Genomic DNA, 18,784 nt, shown 5'->3' with positions numbered 1-18,784 from the left:
ACATGGCTCCGGTCATCACCATCGACGGGCCCGGTGGCTCCGGCAAGGGCACCCTGACCGGTATGCTGGCCGCCCGGTTGGGCTGGAATCTGCTGGACTCTGGTGCCCTGTACCGGGTGCTGGCCTTTGCCGCCGGTAACCACGGGGTGGACCTGGCCGACGAGCAGACCCTCACCAGCCTGGCCGCCCACCTGGACGTGCAGTTTCTTGCCGAGGAAGGCCAGGAGCAGCGCATCATTCTCGAAGGGGAAGATGTCACCCGGGGTATCCGCACCGAAACCGCCGGTGCCGGCGCCTCCCGCGTGGCCTCGCTGCCTGCCGTTCGTCAGGCGCTGCTGGCCCGGCAACAGGCCTTCCGGGAAGCCCCGGGGCTGGTCGCGGACGGCCGGGACATGGGCACCGTGGTGTTCCCTGATGCCCAGCTGAAAATATTTCTGACCGCCAGCCCGGAAATCCGTGCTGAACGCCGTTACCGGCAGTTGCTCGAAAAGGGCGAAACTGCTAGTCTTGCGGGTCTTCTCGATGAAATAAATGCCAGGGACGAAAGGGATATGAACCGCAGCATCGCGCCACTACGGCCGGCTGAAGACGCCATCCTGATCGATTCTTCGCACATGAGCATCGAAAAAGTACTTGAAACAGTGCAGGCGGAGGCGCGCAAGCGCAACCTGCTGGACTGATCAGGGCGAATCCTTAGCCGGGTAACCAGCGACACCGGAGAAGGTATCAATACAATCAACCCACGCAAGCTGGTGGCGTGGCGGGCAAGTGGGCTGCAGGGCATGCGATTGAGCGGCCAGGCGGTTACTGCCTTATTACACTTTTACAGGAATCCAAATGAGCGAAAGCTTTGCCGAACTTTTTGAAGAAAGCCTGAAGACCCTTGATATGGAGCCGGGCTCCATCATCACCGGTATCGTTGTGGACATCGACTCCGACTGGGTCACCGTCCACGCCGGCCTGAAATCCGAGGGTGTCATTCCGCGCGAGCAGTTCCTGAATGATCAGGGCGAACTGACCATCAGCGTGGGTGATGAGGTTCACGTTGCACTGGACGCCGTTGAAGACGGTTTCGGTGAAACCAAACTTTCCCGCGAGAAGGCCAAGCGTGCCGAATCCTGGAAGGTCCTCGAAGCAGCTTTCGCCGCAGAAGAAATCGTCAAGGGTGTCATCAACGGCAAGGTCAAAGGTGGCTTTACCGTCGACGTCAACACCATTCGTGCGTTCCTGCCGGGTTCCCTGGTCGACGTCCGTCCGGTTCGCGACACCGCGCACCTGGAAGGCAAGGAACTGGAATTCAAGGTCATCAAGCTCGACCAGAAGCGCAACAACGTTGTCGTTTCCCGTCGCGCCGTCCTCGAAGCCGAGAACAGTGCCGAGCGCGAAGCCCTGCTGGAAACCCTGCAGGAAGGCCAGGTTGTCAAAGGTATCGTCAAGAACCTCACCGATTACGGTGCGTTCGTTGACCTGGGCGGCGTAGATGGTCTGCTGCACATTACTGACATGGCCTGGAAGCGCATCAAGCATCCGTCCGAAATCGTCAACGTTGGCGACGAAATCGACGTCAAGGTGCTGAAGTTCGACCGCGAGCGCAACCGCGTCTCCCTGGGTCTGAAGCAGCTGGGCGAAGATCCATGGGTTGCCATCACCGGTCGCTATCCGGAAGGTACCCGTGTCAACGCCAAGGTCACCAACCTCACCGACTACGGCTGCTTCGCCGAGCTGGAAGAGGGCGTGGAAGGCCTGGTTCACGTATCCGAAATGGATTGGACCAACAAGAACATCCATCCTTCCAAGGTCGTTCAGGTTGGCGACGAAGTGGAAGTCATGGTTCTGGATATCGACGAAGACCGTCGTCGTATCTCCCTGGGCATCAAGCAGTGCAAGATGAACCCGTGGGAAGAGTTCTCCAGCAAGTTCAACAAGGGCGACAAGATCTCCGGCTCCATCAAGTCGATCACCGATTTCGGTATCTTCATTGGTCTGGACGGCGGCATCGATGGTCTGGTTCACCTGTCCGACATCTCCTGGAACGAAGTGGGCGAAGAAGCCGTACGTCGTTTCAAGAAGGGCGACGAGATCGAAACCGTCATCCTGTCGGTCGATCCGGAGCGCGAGCGCATCTCCCTGGGTATCAAGCAGCTGGAAGACGATCCGTTCTCCAACTTCGTGTCCCTGAACGAGAAAGGCACCATCGTTACCGGTACCGTCAAGGAAGTTGACGCCAAGGGCGCCGTAATCACTCTGGGTGACGACATCGAAGGCACCCTGAAGGCCTCCGAAATCAGCCGCGACCGCGTTGAAGATGCGCGCAACGTGCTGAACGTCGGTGACGAAGTCGAAGCCAAGATCATCAGCGTTGACCGCAAGAGCCGTGTCATCAGCCTGTCGATCAAGGCCAAGGACGTTGAAGACGAGAAAGAAGCCATCCAGGACCTGCGCAAGCAGGAAATGCTGGCTGCCGGTCCGACCACCATTGGTGATCTGATCAAGCAACAGATGGAAAACAAGGGCAACTGATTGCCAGTGTGATCCATTGAAAAAGGGCGACTTCGGTCGCCCTTTTTTGTGCCCGCCGTTCCGCAGGTCCGCTCACCGGACCGCTCCCCGAAGCATACCTTTTCCGCACCGCGCCATATCAGGCTGTTCAAATTCCGTCAAGCATGGTACAACAAATCAAAACGGATCCTAGCCGCTTGAATAAAAAGGGAAAAATCATGACCAAGTCGGAGTTGATCGAACGCATAGTCGAACAACAGGGCCAGTTATCAGCCAAGGATGTGGAGCTGGCTATCAAGACAATGCTGGAGCATATGTCGACTGCACTGGCCACTGGCGAGCGCATCGAGATTCGCGGTTTCGGCAGTTTTTCACTGCACTATCGCGCGCCGCGGATCGGCCGTAATCCCAAGACCGGGGAATCGGTGCACCTGGAGGGCAAGTATGTGCCCCATTTCAAACCGGGCAAAGAGCTGCGTGACCGAGTCAATGACTCGCTGGAAACCGCCTGAGATCGAGTATGACTGAGCGCAGGCCTGCGCTATACTGGCTCCCGGCATAGGAAATGGGAGTGGCGGCATGCAATGGCTGAAACGCGCGGTGCTGATCATCGTACTGTTGTTGGTCGCATTGGCAACGATAGATTTCATGCTGGAGAACCAGCAGCATGTCGCGTTGCAGTTCCTCGAAATTTCTTCCCCCGAACTTCCGGTATCCCTCTTCGTCGTCATCGCCTTCGTTCTCGGCAGCATGCTGGGCATCTTCATCGGTTGGTTGCTGACCACACGGCTGCGCTTGCGCCTGATGGTGCAGAGCAATGAGCTGAGCCGCTATCGCAAGGAAATAGACAAGCTGCGCACCCAGGCTGTAAAAGGCTGATCGGCATGCAGGAGTTGGTGTTCCTCGGCCTGTTCGTGGGAGCGCTCGGCATCGGCTGGTTCCTTGGCCGCCGCGAAGCCATCAAGGTCGGCGTGATGCTCGCGCCCCACGCCAGTGCCATCGACAAGCAGTACTTCATCGGCCTCAATTATCTGCTCAACGAACAGCCGGACGAGGCGATCGAGACCTTCATCCGCGCCCTCGAGGTCAATCCTGAAACCGTCGAGACCCACATTGCCATTGGCAAGCTGTTCTGCCAGCGCGGTGACGTGGAGCGCGCTATCAAGGTTCACCAGAACCTGCTGGCCCGGCCCAACCTGACCCCCCAGCAAGCTGACCGGGTGCAATTCGAGCTGGCCCGGGACTACTTGGTAGTCGGGCTGCACCACCGGGCTGAGCGGCTGCTGGATGAGCTCGTGGAGTCGGGCTCCAGCCTGCGCGCCGAGGCGCTGGCGGATCTGGTCCGTATCCATGAGCGCGAGCGCGACTGGCAGCGGGCCGTGGAGGTGGGACGCCGGCTGGTGCGCGAACGGGAGAGTTTTGCCACCACCCTGGCCCATTATCACTGCGAACTGGCCCGGGAGGCCCAGGGGCGTCGGGAATGGCCCCAGGCCCGGCGCCATTTGCTCGATGCCCTGGCAACGCAACGCAACTCGGTGCGCGCCATGCTGATGCTGGCGGAGCTGGAGGCAGGGCAGGGCCGCGCGCGCGAGGAGCTCAAATGGCTGCGCCGCCTGGCGGCCCACGAACCTGATTTCATTCCCCAGGCCTTGCCGCTGCTGCAAAGCCTGGCTGAAGCTGGTCATCTGGATCTACTGGCTTTTCTCGATGAGGTGCTGGAAAATGCCCAGCCACCCATGGTGGCAACGGTGCTGGCCCGCGCCGATGAACTGAACAAGCGGGAGGGGCTCAGCGCCACCAGTCGCTACGTGCTTGCCCATCTGCAGCAGCAACCTTCGCTACGCGGATTGCTGTACCTGATCGATCTGCACAAGGATAATGTCGAGCCGCGTGGCCAGGCCAATCTGATGATTCTGCGTGGCATCGTCGAAGCGCTGCTGAGTGACAAGCCCAAATACCGCTGCCAGGCCTGCGGTTTCTCCGCCAGGCAACTGCACTGGCAATGCCCGACCTGCCACGGCTGGTCAACGACACGACCCTTGAAGGGGCCGGAGCCGGCCTCCGCTAGCCCGTCGCTGCGACCCATATGACACAGGAAAGATAAATGCCCTGCAATAGCCCGATAATTGTTGCCCTGGACTTCCCCGATACGGCCTCCGCGGTCGCCATGGCCGACCGTCTGAACCCGGCCCAGTGCCGTCTCAAGGTAGGCAAGGAGTTGTTCACTGCAACTGGGCCGGCCATCGTGGGGGCGCTCCAGAGCAAGGGGTTCGAAGTCTTCCTCGACCTCAAGTTCCATGACATTCCCAACACCACCGCCAATGCGGTGCGCTCGGCCGCCGAGCTGGGCGTGTGGATGGTGAACGTACATGCCAGTGGCGGTCGCCGCATGATGGAAGCCTGCCGCGAGATCCTTGATCGCCGTTCCGGCCACCGCCCGTTGCTGACCGCCGTCACCGTGCTGACCAGTCTCGAGCAGGAGGACCTGCAGGAGATGGGGATTGATATCGAGCCTATGGTCCAGGTGCAGCGCCTGGCGCGCCTGACGCAGGATTGCGGCCTGGATGGGGTGGTCTGCTCTGCGCGGGAAGCCAAGGCGCTGAGAAACGCCCTGAACGAGGATTTCAAGCTGGTCACCCCGGGTATTCGCCCCGACGACGCCAGCGCGGACGATCAGAAGCGCATCGTCACCCCCCGTCAGGCCATAGACAATGGCAGCAGTTACCTGGTAATCGGCCGGCCGATTACCCGCGCCGAGGATCCGGGCGCAGCGGTGGCCAGTATTCTGGAAAGCCTGACCAGCTGAAACGACAAAGCCCGCCAACAGGCGGGCTCGTCACGATAGCGAGGCTATCAGCTGATCTGGGATTGCTGATAGTTCTCGATACCTATCTTGTCGATGAGGCTCAACTGGGTCTCGATCCAGTCGACGTGCTCTTCCTCGGACGTCAGGATGTCTTCGGCCAGCTCGCGGCTGCCATAGTCGCCGATGCTTTCGAAATAGGCGATAGCGGCCTTCAGATCCGGGATACCCTTCATTTCCAGACGCAGGTCGCATTCGAGGATCTCGCGAGTGTTCTCGCCAATCATCAGCTTGCCCAGGTCCTGCAGGTTCGGGATGCCTTCGAGAAACAGGATGCGCTTGGTCAGCGCGTCCGCATGCTTCATTTCATCGATGGACTCGTGATATTCATGGTCGCCGAGCTTGTCCAGACCCCAATCCTGCAGCATGCGGGCATGCAGGAAATACTGGTTAATGGCAACCAGCTCGTTGCCGAGCAGAATGTTGAGATGGCGGATTGCCTGTGCGTCGCCTTTCATGACGGAATTCCTCAGTGCGGGATCAATCCGCAGAGTGTGCTATCCGTAGGGCGAACTGTCAAATACAGGCCTTGAAAATCAAGAAGATAGCAATTCTTCTCGATGGCATGCAAGACGCATTCAGGCCATTACGAACTGACCGCTTCCGGCGAAGCTGCCCGCAGCTGACTGACGGTATTCACTGATGATGGACTTGCAGTCCCGTGCACATTTGCAGCACTGGGTGGCAACGTCGAGACGCTCGCGTAGGTCGCGGATATTGCAGGCGCCATCGGTAACGGCATCGCGAATCTGTGTATCGGTAATCCCCTTGCAAAGACAAACGTACATCAGCGCCACCCCCAGGGTCGATCAAGAATGTCTATAAGGCTAATAATAATGAGAATGGTTGTCAAACAGCTTGCGGAATTATTCGCAACGGGGAGACGAACGGTCCGTCGGCTGGGGGAGTAGAGTGGGGTGGTGGAGCCATCAGCGCGCTGAATATGGCCCATCCTCCGTTCTGATAACGGCTGCACGCCGCGTCGTTACTGGGTCTGGCGGAGGCAGGGTAAAGGGCACTGGGTGGGCGGTTACATCTGGATTAAATCATGCGCGGATATTGATCAGCGACTGGCATAGACTCCAGGTCGACAATTACAAGAAAAGCGGCGGGGGTGCGACCCTGCCTGACCACGGAGTCGTCCAATGAGTCAGTCCGGCATTCTGAAGAGATCCACCATCCTCATGCACGGGTCAGTGGGTATCCCCCTGGCCATCATCGGTTATCCGCTGGCGGTCTATCTACCGCCTTTCTACGCCCAGGAAATGGGCCTCAACATGGCGCTGATGGCCCTGGTGCTGGTGTTGGCGCGCTTCTCGGATGTGATCACCGATCCCCTCGTCGGCATGCTCAGTGATCGCTGGCGCACCCGCTTCGGTCGGCGCAAACCTTGGCTGGTCATGGGTACGCCACTGATGCTACTGGGGACCGTGATGATCTTCATGCCACCGGACGGGGCCGGGATCATGCACTTGCTGGTCTGGACGGTGCTGATGTATCTCGGCTGGACCATGGTGACCTTGCCCTACGGCGCCTGGGGCGCGGAATTGTCCACGCTTTACCACCAGCGCAGCCGGGTGACCGCCTCCCGCGAGGGGTTCATCCTGCTCGGATTGTTCATTGCCGCGCTGGCGCCCGCCGTGGTGCAAGCGCTGGGTCGGCGGTACGAGGCTGGCGACACTGACAGTGCGCTCATGCAAGCCGCGGTCTGGCTGGTGGGCCGGGATGGTGAATTGGGTATTGGTTATGGCCCCATCCTCGCTTCGATGGGTTGGCTGTTGCTGATCCTGCTACCGCTCACGGTGCTACTGGTAGTGACCTGCGTGCGCGAGGCGCCGCCGCGCTCGGTCCAGCGCACCGACTGGAAGAAGGGCTGGCGGGTACTGAAGAACAACGGCCCGTTCAAACGGCTGATGTTGATCCTGCTGATCGTTATCACCGGCGAGTCGTTCCGCAATGCCATGTCGGTGTTCTTCATGCAGCACGTGATCCAGATCCAGGCGCACATTGGCATGATGTACCTGCTGTATTTCGGCATCGGCATCCTCGGGATCCCGTTCTGGTTGGCGCTGGGGCGGCGGATCGGCAAGCATCGGGCGTTCTGCGTGGCGGTCGGCGTCTCCAGCGTGAGCATCCTCGGCATGTTCTTTCTGCAGGCGGGGCAATTGGTGCCCTTCGCCATCATGTTTGCCATCAAGGGGTTTTGCTTTGCGGCGTTCCAGTTCCTGCCCCTGTCGATGCTGGCGGATATCGTGGATCTGGACACCGCGCGCAGCAAGGAGCACCGCACCGGGTTGTTCTTCGCGATGTCCGGTATGGCGCAGAAGATGGCCATGGCGATCGGGCTCGGCCTGTCGCTGGGGCTGCTCTCCCTGGTGGGCTTTGATGCAACCCAGACGGTGCATTCCGAGCAGCAGCTGATGTCCCTGCGGGTGTTGTACATCATCGGTCCGGTGTTGATGTACATGACGGCTTTCATGCTGGCCCGGCGCTACCCGCTGACCTCCGACCGGCAGGAGCGCATTCGCCAGTGGATCCAGCGACGCAATGTGCGGTTGCAGATTGTCGAGGCCGATTGACCTCTGCCATGACACCCCGGTAGCGCAACCGGTGGGCTGTTCCGTTATGCTGTCATCCTTTAGCGACAGTTAGGAAGGATGACAGCGATGTCCGAGCAATCTCAGTTCGGCCTGTTGCGCAGCAGGCGCTTCCTGCCGTATTTCACTACCCAGTTTCTCGGCGCGTTCAACGATAACGTGTTCAAGCAGGCGTTGGTGCTGGCCATCCTGTTCAAGATCGGGGTCAGCGGTGATCCCAATGTGTTGATCAATCTCAGCGCGTTGCTGTTCATCCTGCCGTTCTTCCTATTCTCCGCGCTGGGAGGCCAGCTCGGCGAGAAATTCCCCAAGCACGTGTTGATCCGCCTGATCAAGTTCGCGGAAATAGTCATCATGCTGGCCGGGGCGGCGAGCGTGCTGTTGGGGAGCCTGCCGTTGATGCTGGTCGTGCTATTTGCTATGGGCGCCCAGTCGTCGCTGTTCGGGCCGGTGAAATACTCGATACTGCCCCTGCATCTGGCCGAGCGGGAGCTGATCGGTGGCAACGCCCTGGTGGAAATGGGGACCTTCCTGGCGATTCTCGGCGGCACCCTGTTTGCCGGGCTGCTGATGGCGGGGGAGCAGTGGGCGAGCTGGGTGTCGGTGGCGGTGGTGCTGCTGGCAGTGCTCGGCTTTCTGGCCAGCCTGGCCATTCCGGCCACGGCCGCCGCCTTGCCGCGGCTGCAGCTGGACTGGAACATCCTGCGCCAATCGGCGCGAATTCTGCACCTGGGGCTGGTACAACAGTCCCGGGCGGTGTCCCGGGCGCTGTTGGCAAACTCCTGGTTCTGGTTTCTCGGCGCCACCTACCTGGCGCAGATTCCGGGTTTTACCCGGGATTACCTGGGCGGCGATGAAACCGTGGTCACCTTGATTCTGGCGGTATTCTCCACCGGTATTGCCGCCGGCTCGCTGCTGTGCGAACGGCTCTCGGGCAAACGGGTGGAGCTGGGGTTGGTGCCGTTAGGCGCGGCGGGGCTGACGCTGTTCGGGCTGCTGCTATGGGGCGGTGCGGGTTTCATTGATGTGGGCGCCGGCGGAGTGGGCTGGTTGAGCCTGTTGCAACAACCGGCAGCCTGGGCGGTGATGCTCTGCATCCTGGGGCTGGGGATGTTCGGCGGCTTCTATATAGTGCCGCTGTATGCCCTGATCCAGGCCCGCACAGTAGACAGCGAGCGTTCCCGGGTGATCGCCGCCAACAATATCCTCAACTCCTTGCTGATGGTGATTTCCGCCATCTTCGCCATGGTCATGCTGGGGGTGGTCGGGGCCAGTATCCCCCAACTGTTCCTGGTGATCTCCCTGCTCAATGTGCTGGTCAGCCTCTATCTGTTCCTGGCGGTACCCGAATTCCATGAACGATTCAGAGGCTGGCTCAACCGATGAAACCGATCGACGAACTGCGCCGGCGCGACCAGCTGCTGCGCTGGACCGAGCAGGGCAGGCTCAGCGCCGAGCAGCTCGCGGCTGCCATGGCGCCCGAGCATCCGCAACCGGCAGCGCGCCATTGGTTGGCCGCGTTCGACCTGGTGCTGGCGTTCTTTGGCTGCGTGTTGCTCGCCCTGGGCCTGATTTTCTTTTTCGCTTTCAACTGGGACGAGCTGCACCGTTTCGCCAAGCTGGGGCTGGCCGCGGCGGTGTTGACCGGCTTCGCCGGTGCGGCGCTTCGTTTGCCCCGGCAATCCGTTGCAGCCCAGGCAGTATTGCTGGGTGCTGCCCTGACGACGGGCGGGCTGCTGGCGCTGGTCGGGCAGATCTACCAGACCGGTGCGGATATCTGGCAGCTGTTTGCGGCGTGGGCCGTACTGCTGTTGCCCTGGGCACTGTTGTCGCGCTCCACTGCCTGTTGGGTGCTGTTCTGGGCTGTGGCCAACCTGGCGCTGGTGCGCTACTTCGCTACAACGAGCAGTTGGTTGTTCGGTGGTATGCGGCTGTCCCCAACAGTTTTCCTTGTCATCGCGGGTTTTAACGGGCTGTGGTTATTGCTGTTCGAGCGGGGCCTGCGCCCACTGCCGGCGGGTCGGACCTTGCCGCGGTTGGCGGGCGCTGGGCTGCTGGCGGCCCTGGGGCTGGGTGCGGCGATTGGCTGGTGGCGCTCCGAACTTGTTTACCTGCTGCCGGTCCTGGCGGTGGTCTATCTGCTGGGCATACCCTGTTATCGCCGGTGGCGCCGCGATCTTCTGCTGTTGGCGCTGCAGGCCTATTCGGCGATTGCTGTGCTAGCCTCCGGGCTGGCCTGGTTGCTGCGGGACCTCGACGAGATCGGCCTGGTCTGGGTGTTGGGGCTGTTTGTCCTGCTGAGCAGTGCCCTGGTGTCCGTACTACTGCAGCGCTGGTCCCGGGAGGAGAAAGCATGAACAGGTCGGAGCAGCAGCTATTGCTGGACGAGTTGCGGCAGCGCCGCATAGTGCCCGCTGACCAGGCCCTGTTGGCCGAGACGGGGCAGGAACCACCCTGGTACGTGGTCGCCATGGCGGGGTTCGCTGCCTGGTTTGCCGCTTTGCTGCTGTGGGCGGCCTGGGCCATGACCAATCTGGGCGACCTGCCGCTGTTGAATCTGTTGGTGGCGACGGTGCTGCTGTTAGCGGCGGTCCGGTTATTGCGCAGCGCGGGAGATTTCGCCGCCCAATTGGGACTGGCCTTGTCCCTGTTCGGGCAGGGCCTGCTGGTCTTTTTCATGAGCGAGCTGCAGCCGCTGGACCCCGAGGGTGTGCGGCCGCCGGCCCTGGTCGCATTACTGGTAGCCTCCGCCATGCTGTTGATGCGGGCCGGCAGCGCGCATCGTTTTCTCTGCGCCCTGGTAGCCATGGTCGCGCTGGTGTGGCTGGTTGAGTCACGCGCAATGCTGTCGCTGTATGCGGTCCTGCTGCCCGCGCTGGCCGTCCGGCTCTGGCTGGCGCGCAGTCGCTGGGCGGGTGGGGGCAGGGCGCCGATCATCCGGGCACTGGCAGGCGCTACCACCCTGGTAGCGCTGATTCTTGGCGCGCTCACCGAGCCTTCGGCTGCCGGTATTGTCTGGGGCGGTATCCGTTCGACAAGAAGCGAGCTGGCTTGGTTGTATCCCCTTGGCTCAGCATCGTTATTGCTGGTCACGGCGGTCTGGCTGAGCCGCAGCATGGTTATGCGGCGGCGACTGGAGTGCCTGCTCGGCGCGCTGGCTGCAGCGGCTCTGGGCAGCTTGGCACCTGGGTTGCTGATCGCCGCAGCCCTTTGGCTGGCGGTTTTCCATGCCTGTGACCGGCTGTGGTGCGTGCTGGTTGGGGTGGGGGTGGCCTTTTATCTGGGTGACCTGTACTACAGTTTGCATATCACTTTGCTGGTCAAGTCGGTGCTCTTGGCAACTGGTGGGGTACTGCTGCTAGCGGTCCGCCAATTCGTCGTGGTGCCGCTGCGGAGGGCGCAATGAGCAAATATTCCCTGGGCGTCATCGGCGCCTGGCTGCTGACTGTGATAGTGGCCAGCTATGCCGTTCTGGGGCATGAGCGCACGCTGCGCGAGGGGGAACTGGTGCTGCTGCGGTTGGCTCCGGTGGACCCACGTTCCTTGATGCAGGGCGATTACATGGCGCTGCGTTTTGCGGTGGATGATCATCTGCAAACCGAGAACGGCAAGTGGCCCGCCTACGCCCATCTGCACCTGGGCGGGGGTGCGCGGGCGACTTTTGCTGGCACCGGCCAGGCACCATCCGGGGCACCGGGTCAGGTATCCATGCGCATTCGACCGGGCACGCGTGGGGCTAGCCTGGGGCCTAATGGTTTCTTCTTTCAGGAAGGTCATGCGGCGCGCTACGAGCAGGCGCGATGGGGTGGGTTCCGGGTCGCCGCGGACGGCACTGCGTTGCTCACCTCGCTGTATAGCGAGGATCTTGAGTTACTGGGCAACAACCGTCGGTAAGTCGGCGGACAGCACTGCGAATCAGGCTTTCTGTGGCTTGGCTGCGGTCTTGCTGGCGGGCTTGCCATAGGTCTGGCCGCTGGTACCGCTGGGAATGCTCTGGATCTCGCCGCCGGAAGCGAGAAAGGCCGCAATCTGGTTATCGATCGATTCGCTGGTGGCAACGGCAGCTTCGGCTTTACGCTTGGCGGGCTGGGTTTTAGGCGCAGTTTTGACGGCGGGTTTAGCAGACATGTCGGACCTCGTGGCGGAAAAAACAACCATAATACACTATTTGTGTCAACATTGCTTGGCTGCTTTTTCCCAGGCCGCTGCGCCTTAACGTAGGGCCTGGAGTTCCGGCTCCGGACTCAGGTCCGGGTAACGAGACTACCGCGTCTCAGTGCTGATGGCCGCCAACGCCATGGGCGTGACCATGGGCCAGCTCATCGGCAGTGGCTTCGCGGACCGACAGGATCTCGACATCGAAGGTCAGATCGCGACCAGCCAGCGGGTGGTTGGCATCCACTTCAGCCTGGGACAGACCTACCTTGACCACGGTTACCTGGCGCGGCCCCTGTTCGGTCTGGATAACCGCCAGCATGCCCGGCTTCCACTTCTTGGCGCCCTGCAGATGCTTGACCTGTACCTTCTGGGTCGCGTTGTCACGGCGCGGGCCGTAGGCCTGGTCGACCGGCAGCTCGACAGTGAAGACATCACCGGCTTCACGTCCTTCCAGAGCGTTGACCAGGCCTTCCAGCAGACCGGGCTGGCCATGCAGGTACAGCACGGGTTCATGCTTGCGGGAGCTTTCGATTTCGCCGTTGGCGTCGGACAGGGTGTAGTGGAACTCGACTACCGTATTCTTTGCGATCTGCATGGGTGACTCATCAGACTGATTGGAAAGGCGCCATTATCCGGACCCGCCGGGCTCTTGCCAAGTCGGGGAGCGGGCCGGAGCGGTTCAGGCCGAGGCGCCGGCGGCGATAACCTGCTCCAGCGGCAGTTGCGCGCTGACATTGACGCTGCCCTGGGCAGCGAACACCACCAGGTGATCGGCTGACACCTCTATCCCCAACACTTCGCCCAGCGGGTGATCATCGTGACTGGGAAAGATCGCCTCCAGCACGCTGCCGGTCGGCAGCTCCAGCCGGTACAGGGTGCTGGCACCGAGAAACACCTTGCCGGTAATAGTGGCCGTCAGCGCGCTGTCGTCCCGGCCAACGATGTCATCCGGGCGCAGCAGCACATCGACGGCGCTGCCAGTGGGCAGTTGATAGGCGCGGTTGCCGCGGATAACGCCCAGCTCAGTCTGCACCGTATCCGGCGTCAGCAACTGCCCGCGAATGAAATAGCCCTGGCCGATAAAGCTGGCCACGAAGGGGGTGGCCGGCTCGTGGTAGAGGTTGTAAGGCGTATCCCACTGTTGCAGGTGCCCTTCACGCAGCACACCGACCTGATCGCAGACAGCAAACGCCTCGCTCTGGTCGTGGGTGACCAGCATGGCGCTGATGCCGCGGGCCTTGAGAATATCGCGCACCTCGCCCGATAGTCGTCGGCGCAGCTCGCCGTCGAGATTGGAGAAGGGTTCGTCCAGCAGCAGCAACCGGGGTTCCGGCGCCAGTGCCCGGGCCAGGGCCACGCGCTGCTGCTGGCCGCCAGACAGCTCGTGGGGGTAGCGCTGGCCCAGCTTGCCTAGATTCACCAGCTCCAGCAGCTCGGCAACGATCCGCTGGCGATTCGGATGTTTGTTGATACCGAAGGCGACGTTCTGCGCGACCGTCAGATGGGGAAACAGCGCATAGTCCTGGAACACCATGCCGATTCGCCGTTGCTCCGGCGGCACACTGCGGGTGGGGCTGGATATCACCTGCCCATCCAGGCGGATTTCCCCGGCGCTGACCGACTCGAAACCCGCGATGCTGCGCAGCGTGGTGGTCTTGCCGCAGCCAGAGGGGCCGAGCAGGCAGCCGATATCGCCGGCGCGCAGGTGGATGCTCAGGTCTTCCACCACCTTGTGCCCGGCATAGCCACAGGCAAGATTATTCAGCTCCAGCACGATCTCGGACATGGGGGCACCGTTACTCGATGAGCAGGAATTCAACCAGGGCTTTCTGGGCGTGCAGGCGGTTTTCCGCCTGATCCCAGACTACGCTGCGCGGATCGTCCATCAGCGCGGCGGACACTTCCTCGCCCCGGTGGGCCGGCAGGCAATGCATGAAGATCACTGATTCGTCGGCCCGGTCGAGCAGGGCGGGCGTCACCTGGTAGGGCGCAAAGATCTGCAGCCGCTGCTGGGCTTCCTCTTCCTGGCCCATGGAAGCCCATACATCGGTATTTACCAGGTGGGCACCGGCCACGGCTTCCTGCGGATCGCGCAGCACGGTCACCCGATCGCCGGCGGCGTCGAGGAAGGCCTGGTCCGGCTCATAGCCCTCGGGGCAGGCGATGCGCAGCTGGAAGTCGAACTGCATGGCCGCCTGGATGTAACTGTTGCACATGTTGTTACCGTCGCCGATCCAGGCCACCACTTTGTCCTTGATGTTGCCGCGGTGCTCGAGGAAGGTCTGCATGTCTGCCAGCAGCTGGCAGGGGTGCAGGTCGTCGCTCAGGCCGTTGATGACCGGCACCTGGGAATGGGCTGCGAAGGTGTCCAGGGTGCTGTGGGCGAAGGTGCGGATCATCACCGCGTCGCACATGCGCGACAACACCCGGGCGCTGTCCTCGATCGGCTCGCCGCGGCCCAGTTGGGTGTCACGGGGCGACAGGAAGATGGCCTGGCCACCCAGTTGGATCATGCCCGCCTCGAAGGATACCCGGGTACGGGTGGAGGCCTTTTCGAAGATCATGCCCAACACACGGTTCTTCAACGGCTCGTAGACGACGCCCTGGCGGTGCAGTGACTTGAGCTCGATACCGCGTTTCAGCAGTCCAGCCAGTTCTGCCGGGGTACAGTCCATCAACGAAAGAAAATGCCGTACAGTCATGTTGTGCTACCTGGTTACATCGGTCAGCTGTCGACCGGAAACAGTGGCCCTTACCGTGGCCTGACGGCCCGGTACAAGCCATACGCGAAAAAGAGAGAAGCGGGGATCTTATAGGGAAAATCCCGTATAACGCAAATGCCCCGGCTGCTTACCTTGTTCCTCGGCAAGAGCAGGTACTTTGCGGTACAATGGCCGCATTTAGGGCAACGCCATTGAGGACTCCCATGAGCACCATCGACACCATCAAAGAGCAGATCTCCAGCCACCCGGTTCTCATCTATATGAAGGGCGCGCCGAATGCCCCGCAGTGCGGCTTCTCCGCTCGCGCAGTACAAGCGCTGATGAGCTGCGGCCAGAAGTTTGCCTATGTGGATATCCTGCAGAACCCCGACATCCGCGCAGAGCTGCCCAAGTACGCCAACTGGCCGACCTTCCCGCAACTGTGGATCAATGGCGAGCTGGTCGGTGGTAGCGACATCATCCAGGAGCTGTTCGACTCCGGTGAGCTGCAGACGATGATCACAGCGGCTGTCGCTGAGTAATCTGCAGCGCTGCAGCAAAATCCCGCCCGGTCTGGCCGCGGCGGGATTTTTTGTTTCCCGGGGGGCGGCTAAACGCCAGGACAGGGGATGGCCAAAAGTGTGCTAAACACCGGATGGCAAAAGATTTTCTGCAAACCCCCTTGTGCAAAAACGACGTTTAGGTAAAATGCCGCCTCACAAACACGGAGCGTAGCGCAGCCTGGTAGCGCGTCTCGTTCGGGACGAGAAGGTCGCTGGTTCGATTCCAGTCGCTCCGACCAATACCGAAAGCCCTGATTCCCACGAATCGGGGCTTTCTCGTTTCAACTCCCCGGTTTCGGTCAGCTGTTGTCATCCCCAGAACCGTCTTCCCTGCCAATACTGTTGATTTCCTGCAGCGCCTTGCTGGAGTGCACGATGCAGCCTTCCTCATCGCCCTCGGTCTGGGCTTCGCCGGCCAGGCGGATATGGTCCTCTACCTGTTGGCGGCCTTCTTCGGTGAGCTGATCCAGCGGGGCAGAGGAGTAGCGGGCCAGCTCCTGCATGTTGGAGGTGCAGGTTACGTCCTCGGCGAAGGCCAGCGGACTGGCGACGAGGGCGGTGGTAAATATCAGGGCCAGGGTTTTCATGGTGAATCTCCGGTTGCCAATGAAATATCACTCATTCCTTAGGACAGCACTGCCGGCAAAGGGTTTGAGCAAATTCGCCTCGCAACATGGTCATATGAAATTCGGCGGCGCTACGCTATCTGCAAAGCATTGCCGCTGGTATTCTTCGGGTTAACTTGGAATCAGGAGCCCTCAGGCCGGCCATGCTCAACGAGAATTTGGAAAACAAGGGATTTATCCTGCTGCTGGCGCTGGTGTCGGTAGCCTTCGTCTGGTTGTTGCTGCCCTTCTATGGAGCGGTATTCTGGGGGACCATCCTTGCGGTGATCTTCCAGCCCATGCAGCGTCGCTTCGAGGCGCGGCTCAGCCAGCGGCGGGGGCTGGCAGCGCTGATCACCCTGACCATCATCCTGCTGATGGTCATTCTGCCGGTCAGCCTGCTGGCCGGAGCCCTGGTCCAGGAAGGCGCGGCGATCTACCAGCGCATGGACGCCGGCACGCTCGACTTCGGTGACTACCTGCAGCAGGTGATCAACGCCTTGCCCAGCTTTGCCCAGGACCTGCTGGCGCGCTTCGGCCTGACCGATATTTCCAGCGTGCAGGAGCGGGTATCCCAGCTCGCCATGAGTGGTAGCCAGTTCCTGGCGACCAAGGCATTCAGCATCGGCCAGAACACCTTCCAGTTCCTGGTCAGCTTCGCCATCATGCTGTATCTGCTGTTCTTCCTGTTGCGTGATGGTCGACAGGTGGCCTCGAAGATCCGCCGCGCCATTCCGCTCAGCGAAGGCTACAAGCAGCATCTGATCAGCAAATTCACCACGGTGATCAAGGCGACCGTCAAGGGCAACATTGCCGTGGCAGTGGTACAGGGCGCGCTGGGTGGCTTCATCTTCTGGGCGCTGGGGCTCCAGGGCGCGCTGCTGTGGGGCGTGCTGATGGCGGTGTTGTCGCTGCTGCCGGCGGTGGGTGCCGGCCTGATATGGGGCCCGGTGGCGATTTATTTCATGGCCACCGGTGCCCTTTGGCAGGCGGCTGTGCTGACCGCTTTCGGCGCGGTAGTGATCGGGCTGGCGGATAACGTGCTGCGCCCGATCCTGGTCGGCAAGGACACCAAGCTGCCCGACTACGTAGTGTTGATTTCCACCCTGGGCGGGCTGGCGTTGTTCGGCCTTAACGGCTTTGTCATTGGTCCGCTGATCGCGGCACTGTTTGTCGCCGCCTGGAGCCTGTATGCCGAGGCGCGGGAGGAGCAGGAAGTAGTCGCAGTGCCAACCGAGGAGCTGGACGTCGACGCCGAGGACGTGATGCTGGCCGGCGCCGCCATCCCTTCTCAGGATGTGCCGGTCAAGGGTGCTGATTCCTGATCCGACTGACCGCATCCAGCCAGCCGCTGTAGAGCTCTTCGCGACGCTCCTCCGGCATCGCTGGCTGGAAACTCCGCCCGCAGTCCCAGCGCGCGGCGATCGCCTCCAAGCTGGGGAAAAGTCCCTGCTGCAGCCCCGCCAGGCAGGCGACACCCAGCGCGGTGGTCTCCGTCACCTGCGGGCGGTCCACCGGGACGCCCAGCGTATTGGCCAGCGCCTGGACCATCCAGTTATTCACCACCATGCCGCCATCGACCCGTAATGCCGAGGTGGCAATGGCCCCGTCGGCGGTCATTGCCTCCAGCAGGTCGCGGGTCTGGAAACACACCGATTGCAGGCCGGCGGTAACGATTTCCGCGATACCGGTATCCCGCGTCAGGCCAAAGATGGCGCCCCGCGCCTGCGGGTCCCAGTAGGGCGCGCCCAGACCGGTGAAGGCCGGCACCAGGTAGACCCCGCTCTGGTCACCCACCTGTTCGGCCAGGGCCTCGGTCTCGTCCGCATGCCGGATCAGTTTCAGGCCATCGCGCAGCCACTGGATAGCTGCCCCGGCAACGAAGATGCTGCCCTCCAGCGCATAGGTGGTACGCCCGCCAAGCCGGTAGCCGACGGTGGTGAGCAAACGATGGGAGGAGGCCACCGGTCGGTCGCCGGTATTCATCACCATGAAGCAGCCGGTGCCGTAGGTGCTCTTGACGCTGCCGGGGGCAAAGCACGCCTGGCCGACCAGGGCCGCCTGCTGATCTCCTGCCATGGCGGCGATCGGCAAGCTGGCGCCGAACAGGCCGGGGTCGGTATGGCCGAACTCCGCCGCGTTATCCAGTACCTCGGGCAAAAGGCTAGGCGGTATGTCCAGCAACTGCAGCAGTTCCGCGTCCCACGCCTGCTGGTGGATATTGAACAGCATGGTACGTGACGCGTTGGTCGCATCGGTGCGGTGCACCTGGCCTCCGGTCAGCCGCCAGAGCAGGAAGCTGTCAATGGTGCCGAAACGCAGCTCGCCCCGCTCGGCCCGTTGCCGGGCGCCGTCGACGTTATCCAGAATCCAGCGCAGCTTGGTGGCGGAAAAGTAGGGGTCGATCAGCAGACCAGTGCGTTGATTGATCATGGGCTCATGGCCGGCGCCCTGCAATTGATCACAGAACGCCGCGGTACGGCGATCCTGCCAGACAATGGCGGGGTAGATCGCCTCACCGGTGGCCGCATCCCAGACGACGGTGGTCTCGCGCTGGTTGGTAATGCCGATGGCCAGCACGTCCGCCGCCGTCAGGTTGGCTTTGGCCAGCGCGCCGCGGACCACCGTCAGCACGCTCTGCCAGATTTCCTGCGGATCATGCTCAACCCAGCCATCTCGAGGGAAATGCTGGGCAAACTCCTGTTGGTCCACACTGACCGGGCGGCACTGTTCATCAAACAGCATCGCGCGGCTGCTGGTTGTACCCTGGTCGATGGCGAGAAGGTATGTCGGCATG

General features: G+C 61.7%; 21 protein-coding genes and 1 tRNA gene. 14 read left to right on the top strand and 8 right to left on the bottom strand.

Going from position 1 to position 18,784, the window contains the following annotated elements; genetic code table 11:
• The first annotated feature begins 2 nt into the window (after positions 1-2).
• From cmk to pyrF, 6 genes are all read left to right on the top strand, one after another.
• On the top strand, positions 3-680 hold the full coding sequence (gene cmk, locus VG99_RS02775; protein ID WP_044498218.1) for a (d)CMP kinase: 678 nt from the start codon (positions 3-5) through the stop codon (positions 678-680).
• A gap of 157 nt (positions 681-837) precedes the next feature.
• A complete protein-coding gene (gene rpsA / locus VG99_RS02770; protein WP_044498217.1) occupies positions 838-2,520 on the top strand; it encodes a 30S ribosomal protein S1 in 1,683 nt (560 codons plus the stop codon).
• A 143-nt stretch (positions 2,521-2,663) separates the two neighbouring features.
• Entirely contained in the window at positions 2,664-3,011 is a 348-nt protein-coding gene (gene ihfB / locus VG99_RS02765; protein WP_158023874.1) for an integration host factor subunit beta, read from the top strand.
• Between the two features lie 67 nt (positions 3,012-3,078).
• Positions 3,079-3,378: a LapA family protein gene (locus VG99_RS02760; protein WP_044498215.1), complete on the top strand. Its 300-nt coding sequence runs from the start codon at positions 3,079-3,081 to the stop codon at positions 3,376-3,378.
• Between the two features lie 5 nt (positions 3,379-3,383).
• The gene (lapB, locus tag VG99_RS02755; protein WP_052508672.1) at positions 3,384-4,589 is read left to right on the top strand and encodes a lipopolysaccharide assembly protein LapB; all 1,206 of its coding nucleotides are present in this window, start codon (positions 3,384-3,386) and stop codon (positions 4,587-4,589) included.
• Between the two features lie 14 nt (positions 4,590-4,603).
• On the top strand, positions 4,604-5,305 hold the full coding sequence (gene pyrF / locus VG99_RS02750; RefSeq protein ID WP_044498213.1) for an orotidine-5'-phosphate decarboxylase: 702 nt from the start codon (positions 4,604-4,606) through the stop codon (positions 5,303-5,305).
• A gap of 47 nt (positions 5,306-5,352) precedes the next feature.
• Here pyrF and bfr read toward each other — a convergent pair whose 3' ends face one another.
• Together bfr and VG99_RS15640 are read right to left on the bottom strand one after the other, a co-directional pair.
• On the bottom strand, positions 5,353-5,820 hold the full coding sequence (gene bfr / locus VG99_RS02745) for a bacterioferritin (RefSeq protein WP_044498212.1): 468 nt from the start codon (positions 5,818-5,820) through the stop codon (positions 5,353-5,355).
• Between the two features lie 120 nt (positions 5,821-5,940).
• Positions 5,941-6,150, bottom strand: a complete 210-nt coding sequence (locus VG99_RS15640; RefSeq protein ID WP_076939714.1) for a (2Fe-2S)-binding protein — start codon at positions 6,148-6,150, stop codon at positions 5,941-5,943.
• A 357-nt stretch (positions 6,151-6,507) separates the two neighbouring features.
• Here VG99_RS15640 and VG99_RS02740 point away from each other — a divergent pair, with 357 nt between their 5' ends.
• From VG99_RS02740 to VG99_RS02720, 5 genes are all read left to right on the top strand, one after another.
• Positions 6,508-7,941 carry an MFS transporter gene (locus tag VG99_RS02740; RefSeq protein ID WP_044498211.1) on the top strand — a complete coding sequence of 478 codons (1,434 nt, stop codon included), beginning with the start codon at positions 6,508-6,510 and terminating at the stop codon, positions 7,939-7,941.
• Between the two features lie 87 nt (positions 7,942-8,028).
• Positions 8,029-9,345, top strand: coding sequence for an MFS transporter (locus VG99_RS02735; RefSeq protein ID WP_082049971.1), 1,317 nt, complete (start codon positions 8,029-8,031; stop codon positions 9,343-9,345).
• A complete protein-coding gene (locus VG99_RS02730) occupies positions 9,342-10,316 on the top strand; it encodes a DUF2157 domain-containing protein (RefSeq protein ID WP_044498209.1) in 975 nt (324 codons plus the stop codon). The genes VG99_RS02735 and VG99_RS02730 overlap by 4 nt, the downstream gene beginning before the upstream one ends.
• Positions 10,313-11,365 (top strand): DUF4401 domain-containing protein, encoded by a 1,053-nt coding sequence (locus tag VG99_RS02725; RefSeq protein ID WP_044498208.1) that lies wholly within the window; start codon positions 10,313-10,315, stop codon positions 11,363-11,365. The genes VG99_RS02730 and VG99_RS02725 overlap by 4 nt, the downstream gene beginning before the upstream one ends.
• On the top strand, positions 11,362-11,853 hold the full coding sequence (locus VG99_RS02720) for a GDYXXLXY domain-containing protein (protein WP_044498207.1): 492 nt from the start codon (positions 11,362-11,364) through the stop codon (positions 11,851-11,853). Before VG99_RS02725 ends, VG99_RS02720 begins: the two co-directional genes overlap by 4 nt.
• Before the next feature lie 21 nt (positions 11,854-11,874).
• On the opposite strand, the gene VG99_RS02715 is transcribed toward VG99_RS02720, so the two are convergent.
• From VG99_RS02715 to argF, 4 genes are all read right to left on the bottom strand, one after another.
• Positions 11,875-12,087, bottom strand: coding sequence for a hypothetical protein (locus tag VG99_RS02715; RefSeq protein ID WP_044498206.1), 213 nt, complete (start codon positions 12,085-12,087; stop codon positions 11,875-11,877).
• A gap of 145 nt (positions 12,088-12,232) precedes the next feature.
• Complete coding sequence (locus VG99_RS02710) at positions 12,233-12,712, bottom strand: FKBP-type peptidyl-prolyl cis-trans isomerase (protein WP_044498205.1); 480 nt, start codon at positions 12,710-12,712, stop codon at positions 12,233-12,235.
• Positions 12,713-12,796: 84 nt separating this feature from the next.
• Positions 12,797-13,903, bottom strand: coding sequence for an ABC transporter ATP-binding protein (locus VG99_RS02705; RefSeq protein WP_044498204.1), 1,107 nt, complete (start codon positions 13,901-13,903; stop codon positions 12,797-12,799).
• A 10-nt stretch (positions 13,904-13,913) separates the two neighbouring features.
• A complete protein-coding gene (gene argF / locus VG99_RS02700) occupies positions 13,914-14,819 on the bottom strand; it encodes an ornithine carbamoyltransferase (protein WP_044498203.1) in 906 nt (301 codons plus the stop codon).
• Between the two features lie 224 nt (positions 14,820-15,043).
• Here argF and grxD point away from each other — a divergent pair, with 224 nt between their 5' ends.
• Entirely contained in the window at positions 15,044-15,361 is a 318-nt protein-coding gene (gene grxD, locus VG99_RS02695; RefSeq protein WP_044498202.1) for a Grx4 family monothiol glutaredoxin, read from the top strand.
• 183 nt (positions 15,362-15,544) lie between these two features.
• A tRNA-Pro gene (locus VG99_RS02690) sits at positions 15,545-15,621 on the top strand.
• 60 nt (positions 15,622-15,681) lie between these two features.
• Here the strand turns inward: VG99_RS02690 and VG99_RS02685 are convergent.
• Positions 15,682-15,969 carry a hypothetical protein gene (locus VG99_RS02685; RefSeq protein ID WP_044498201.1) on the bottom strand — a complete coding sequence of 96 codons (288 nt, stop codon included), beginning with the start codon at positions 15,967-15,969 and terminating at the stop codon, positions 15,682-15,684.
• A gap of 182 nt (positions 15,970-16,151) precedes the next feature.
• On the opposite strand from VG99_RS02685, the gene VG99_RS02680 reads away from it, so the two are divergent.
• Entirely contained in the window at positions 16,152-17,312 is a 1,161-nt protein-coding gene (locus VG99_RS02680; protein WP_076939713.1) for an AI-2E family transporter, read from the top strand.
• Here VG99_RS02680 and glpK read toward each other — a convergent pair.
• Positions 17,293-18,783: a glycerol kinase GlpK gene (gene glpK / locus VG99_RS02675; protein ID WP_044498200.1), complete on the bottom strand. Its 1,491-nt coding sequence runs from the start codon at positions 18,781-18,783 to the stop codon at positions 17,293-17,295. The two genes, VG99_RS02680 and glpK, sit on opposite strands and share 20 nt — an antisense overlap.
• Position 18,784: the final 1 nt, after the last annotated feature.

The sequence above is a fragment of the Pseudomonas saudimassiliensis genome (assembly GCF_000939975.1).
Classification (GTDB): Bacteria; Pseudomonadota; Gammaproteobacteria; order Pseudomonadales; family Pseudomonadaceae; genus Halopseudomonas; species Halopseudomonas saudimassiliensis.
The sequence above is the reverse complement of the archived record's forward strand: the minus strand, read 5'-3'. Positions and strand labels throughout refer to the sequence as shown.

Excerpts from the sequence above, each read along its gene's own strand:
- VG99_RS02705 (WP_044498204.1), bottom strand. The coding sequence starts at position 13,903 with ATGTCCGAGATCGTGCTGGAGCTGAATAATCTTGCCTGTGGCTATGCC.
- cmk (WP_044498218.1), top strand. The coding sequence starts at position 3 with ATGGCTCCGGTCATCACCATCGACGGGCCCGGTGGCTCCGGCAAGGGC.
- bfr (WP_044498212.1), bottom strand. The coding sequence starts at position 5,820 with ATGAAAGGCGACGCACAGGCAATCCGCCATCTCAACATTCTGCTCGGC.
- argF (WP_044498203.1), bottom strand. The coding sequence starts at position 14,819 with ATGACTGTACGGCATTTTCTTTCGTTGATGGACTGTACCCCGGCAGAA.
- ihfB (WP_158023874.1), top strand. The coding sequence starts at position 2,664 with ATGGTACAACAAATCAAAACGGATCCTAGCCGCTTGAATAAAAAGGGA.
- VG99_RS02730 (WP_044498209.1), top strand. The coding sequence starts at position 9,342 with ATGAAACCGATCGACGAACTGCGCCGGCGCGACCAGCTGCTGCGCTGG.
- VG99_RS02680 (WP_076939713.1), top strand. The coding sequence starts at position 16,152 with ATGCTCAACGAGAATTTGGAAAACAAGGGATTTATCCTGCTGCTGGCG.
- VG99_RS02735 (WP_082049971.1), top strand. The coding sequence starts at position 8,029 with ATGTCCGAGCAATCTCAGTTCGGCCTGTTGCGCAGCAGGCGCTTCCTG.
- VG99_RS15640 (WP_076939714.1), bottom strand. The coding sequence starts at position 6,150 with ATGTACGTTTGTCTTTGCAAGGGGATTACCGATACACAGATTCGCGAT.
- VG99_RS02720 (WP_044498207.1), top strand. The coding sequence starts at position 11,362 with ATGAGCAAATATTCCCTGGGCGTCATCGGCGCCTGGCTGCTGACTGTG.
- VG99_RS02710 (WP_044498205.1), bottom strand. The coding sequence starts at position 12,712 with ATGCAGATCGCAAAGAATACGGTAGTCGAGTTCCACTACACCCTGTCC.
- VG99_RS02715 (WP_044498206.1), bottom strand. The coding sequence starts at position 12,087 with ATGTCTGCTAAACCCGCCGTCAAAACTGCGCCTAAAACCCAGCCCGCC.
- pyrF (WP_044498213.1), top strand. The coding sequence starts at position 4,604 with ATGCCCTGCAATAGCCCGATAATTGTTGCCCTGGACTTCCCCGATACG.
- grxD (WP_044498202.1), top strand. The coding sequence starts at position 15,044 with ATGAGCACCATCGACACCATCAAAGAGCAGATCTCCAGCCACCCGGTT.
- lapB (WP_052508672.1), top strand. The coding sequence starts at position 3,384 with ATGCAGGAGTTGGTGTTCCTCGGCCTGTTCGTGGGAGCGCTCGGCATC.
- rpsA (WP_044498217.1), top strand. The coding sequence starts at position 838 with ATGAGCGAAAGCTTTGCCGAACTTTTTGAAGAAAGCCTGAAGACCCTT.
- VG99_RS02685 (WP_044498201.1), bottom strand. The coding sequence starts at position 15,969 with ATGAAAACCCTGGCCCTGATATTTACCACCGCCCTCGTCGCCAGTCCG.
- VG99_RS02725 (WP_044498208.1), top strand. The coding sequence starts at position 10,313 with ATGAACAGGTCGGAGCAGCAGCTATTGCTGGACGAGTTGCGGCAGCGC.
- VG99_RS02760 (WP_044498215.1), top strand. The coding sequence starts at position 3,079 with ATGCAATGGCTGAAACGCGCGGTGCTGATCATCGTACTGTTGTTGGTC.
- VG99_RS02740 (WP_044498211.1), top strand. The coding sequence starts at position 6,508 with ATGAGTCAGTCCGGCATTCTGAAGAGATCCACCATCCTCATGCACGGG.
- glpK (WP_044498200.1), bottom strand. The coding sequence starts at position 18,783 with ATGCCGACATACCTTCTCGCCATCGACCAGGGTACAACCAGCAGCCGC.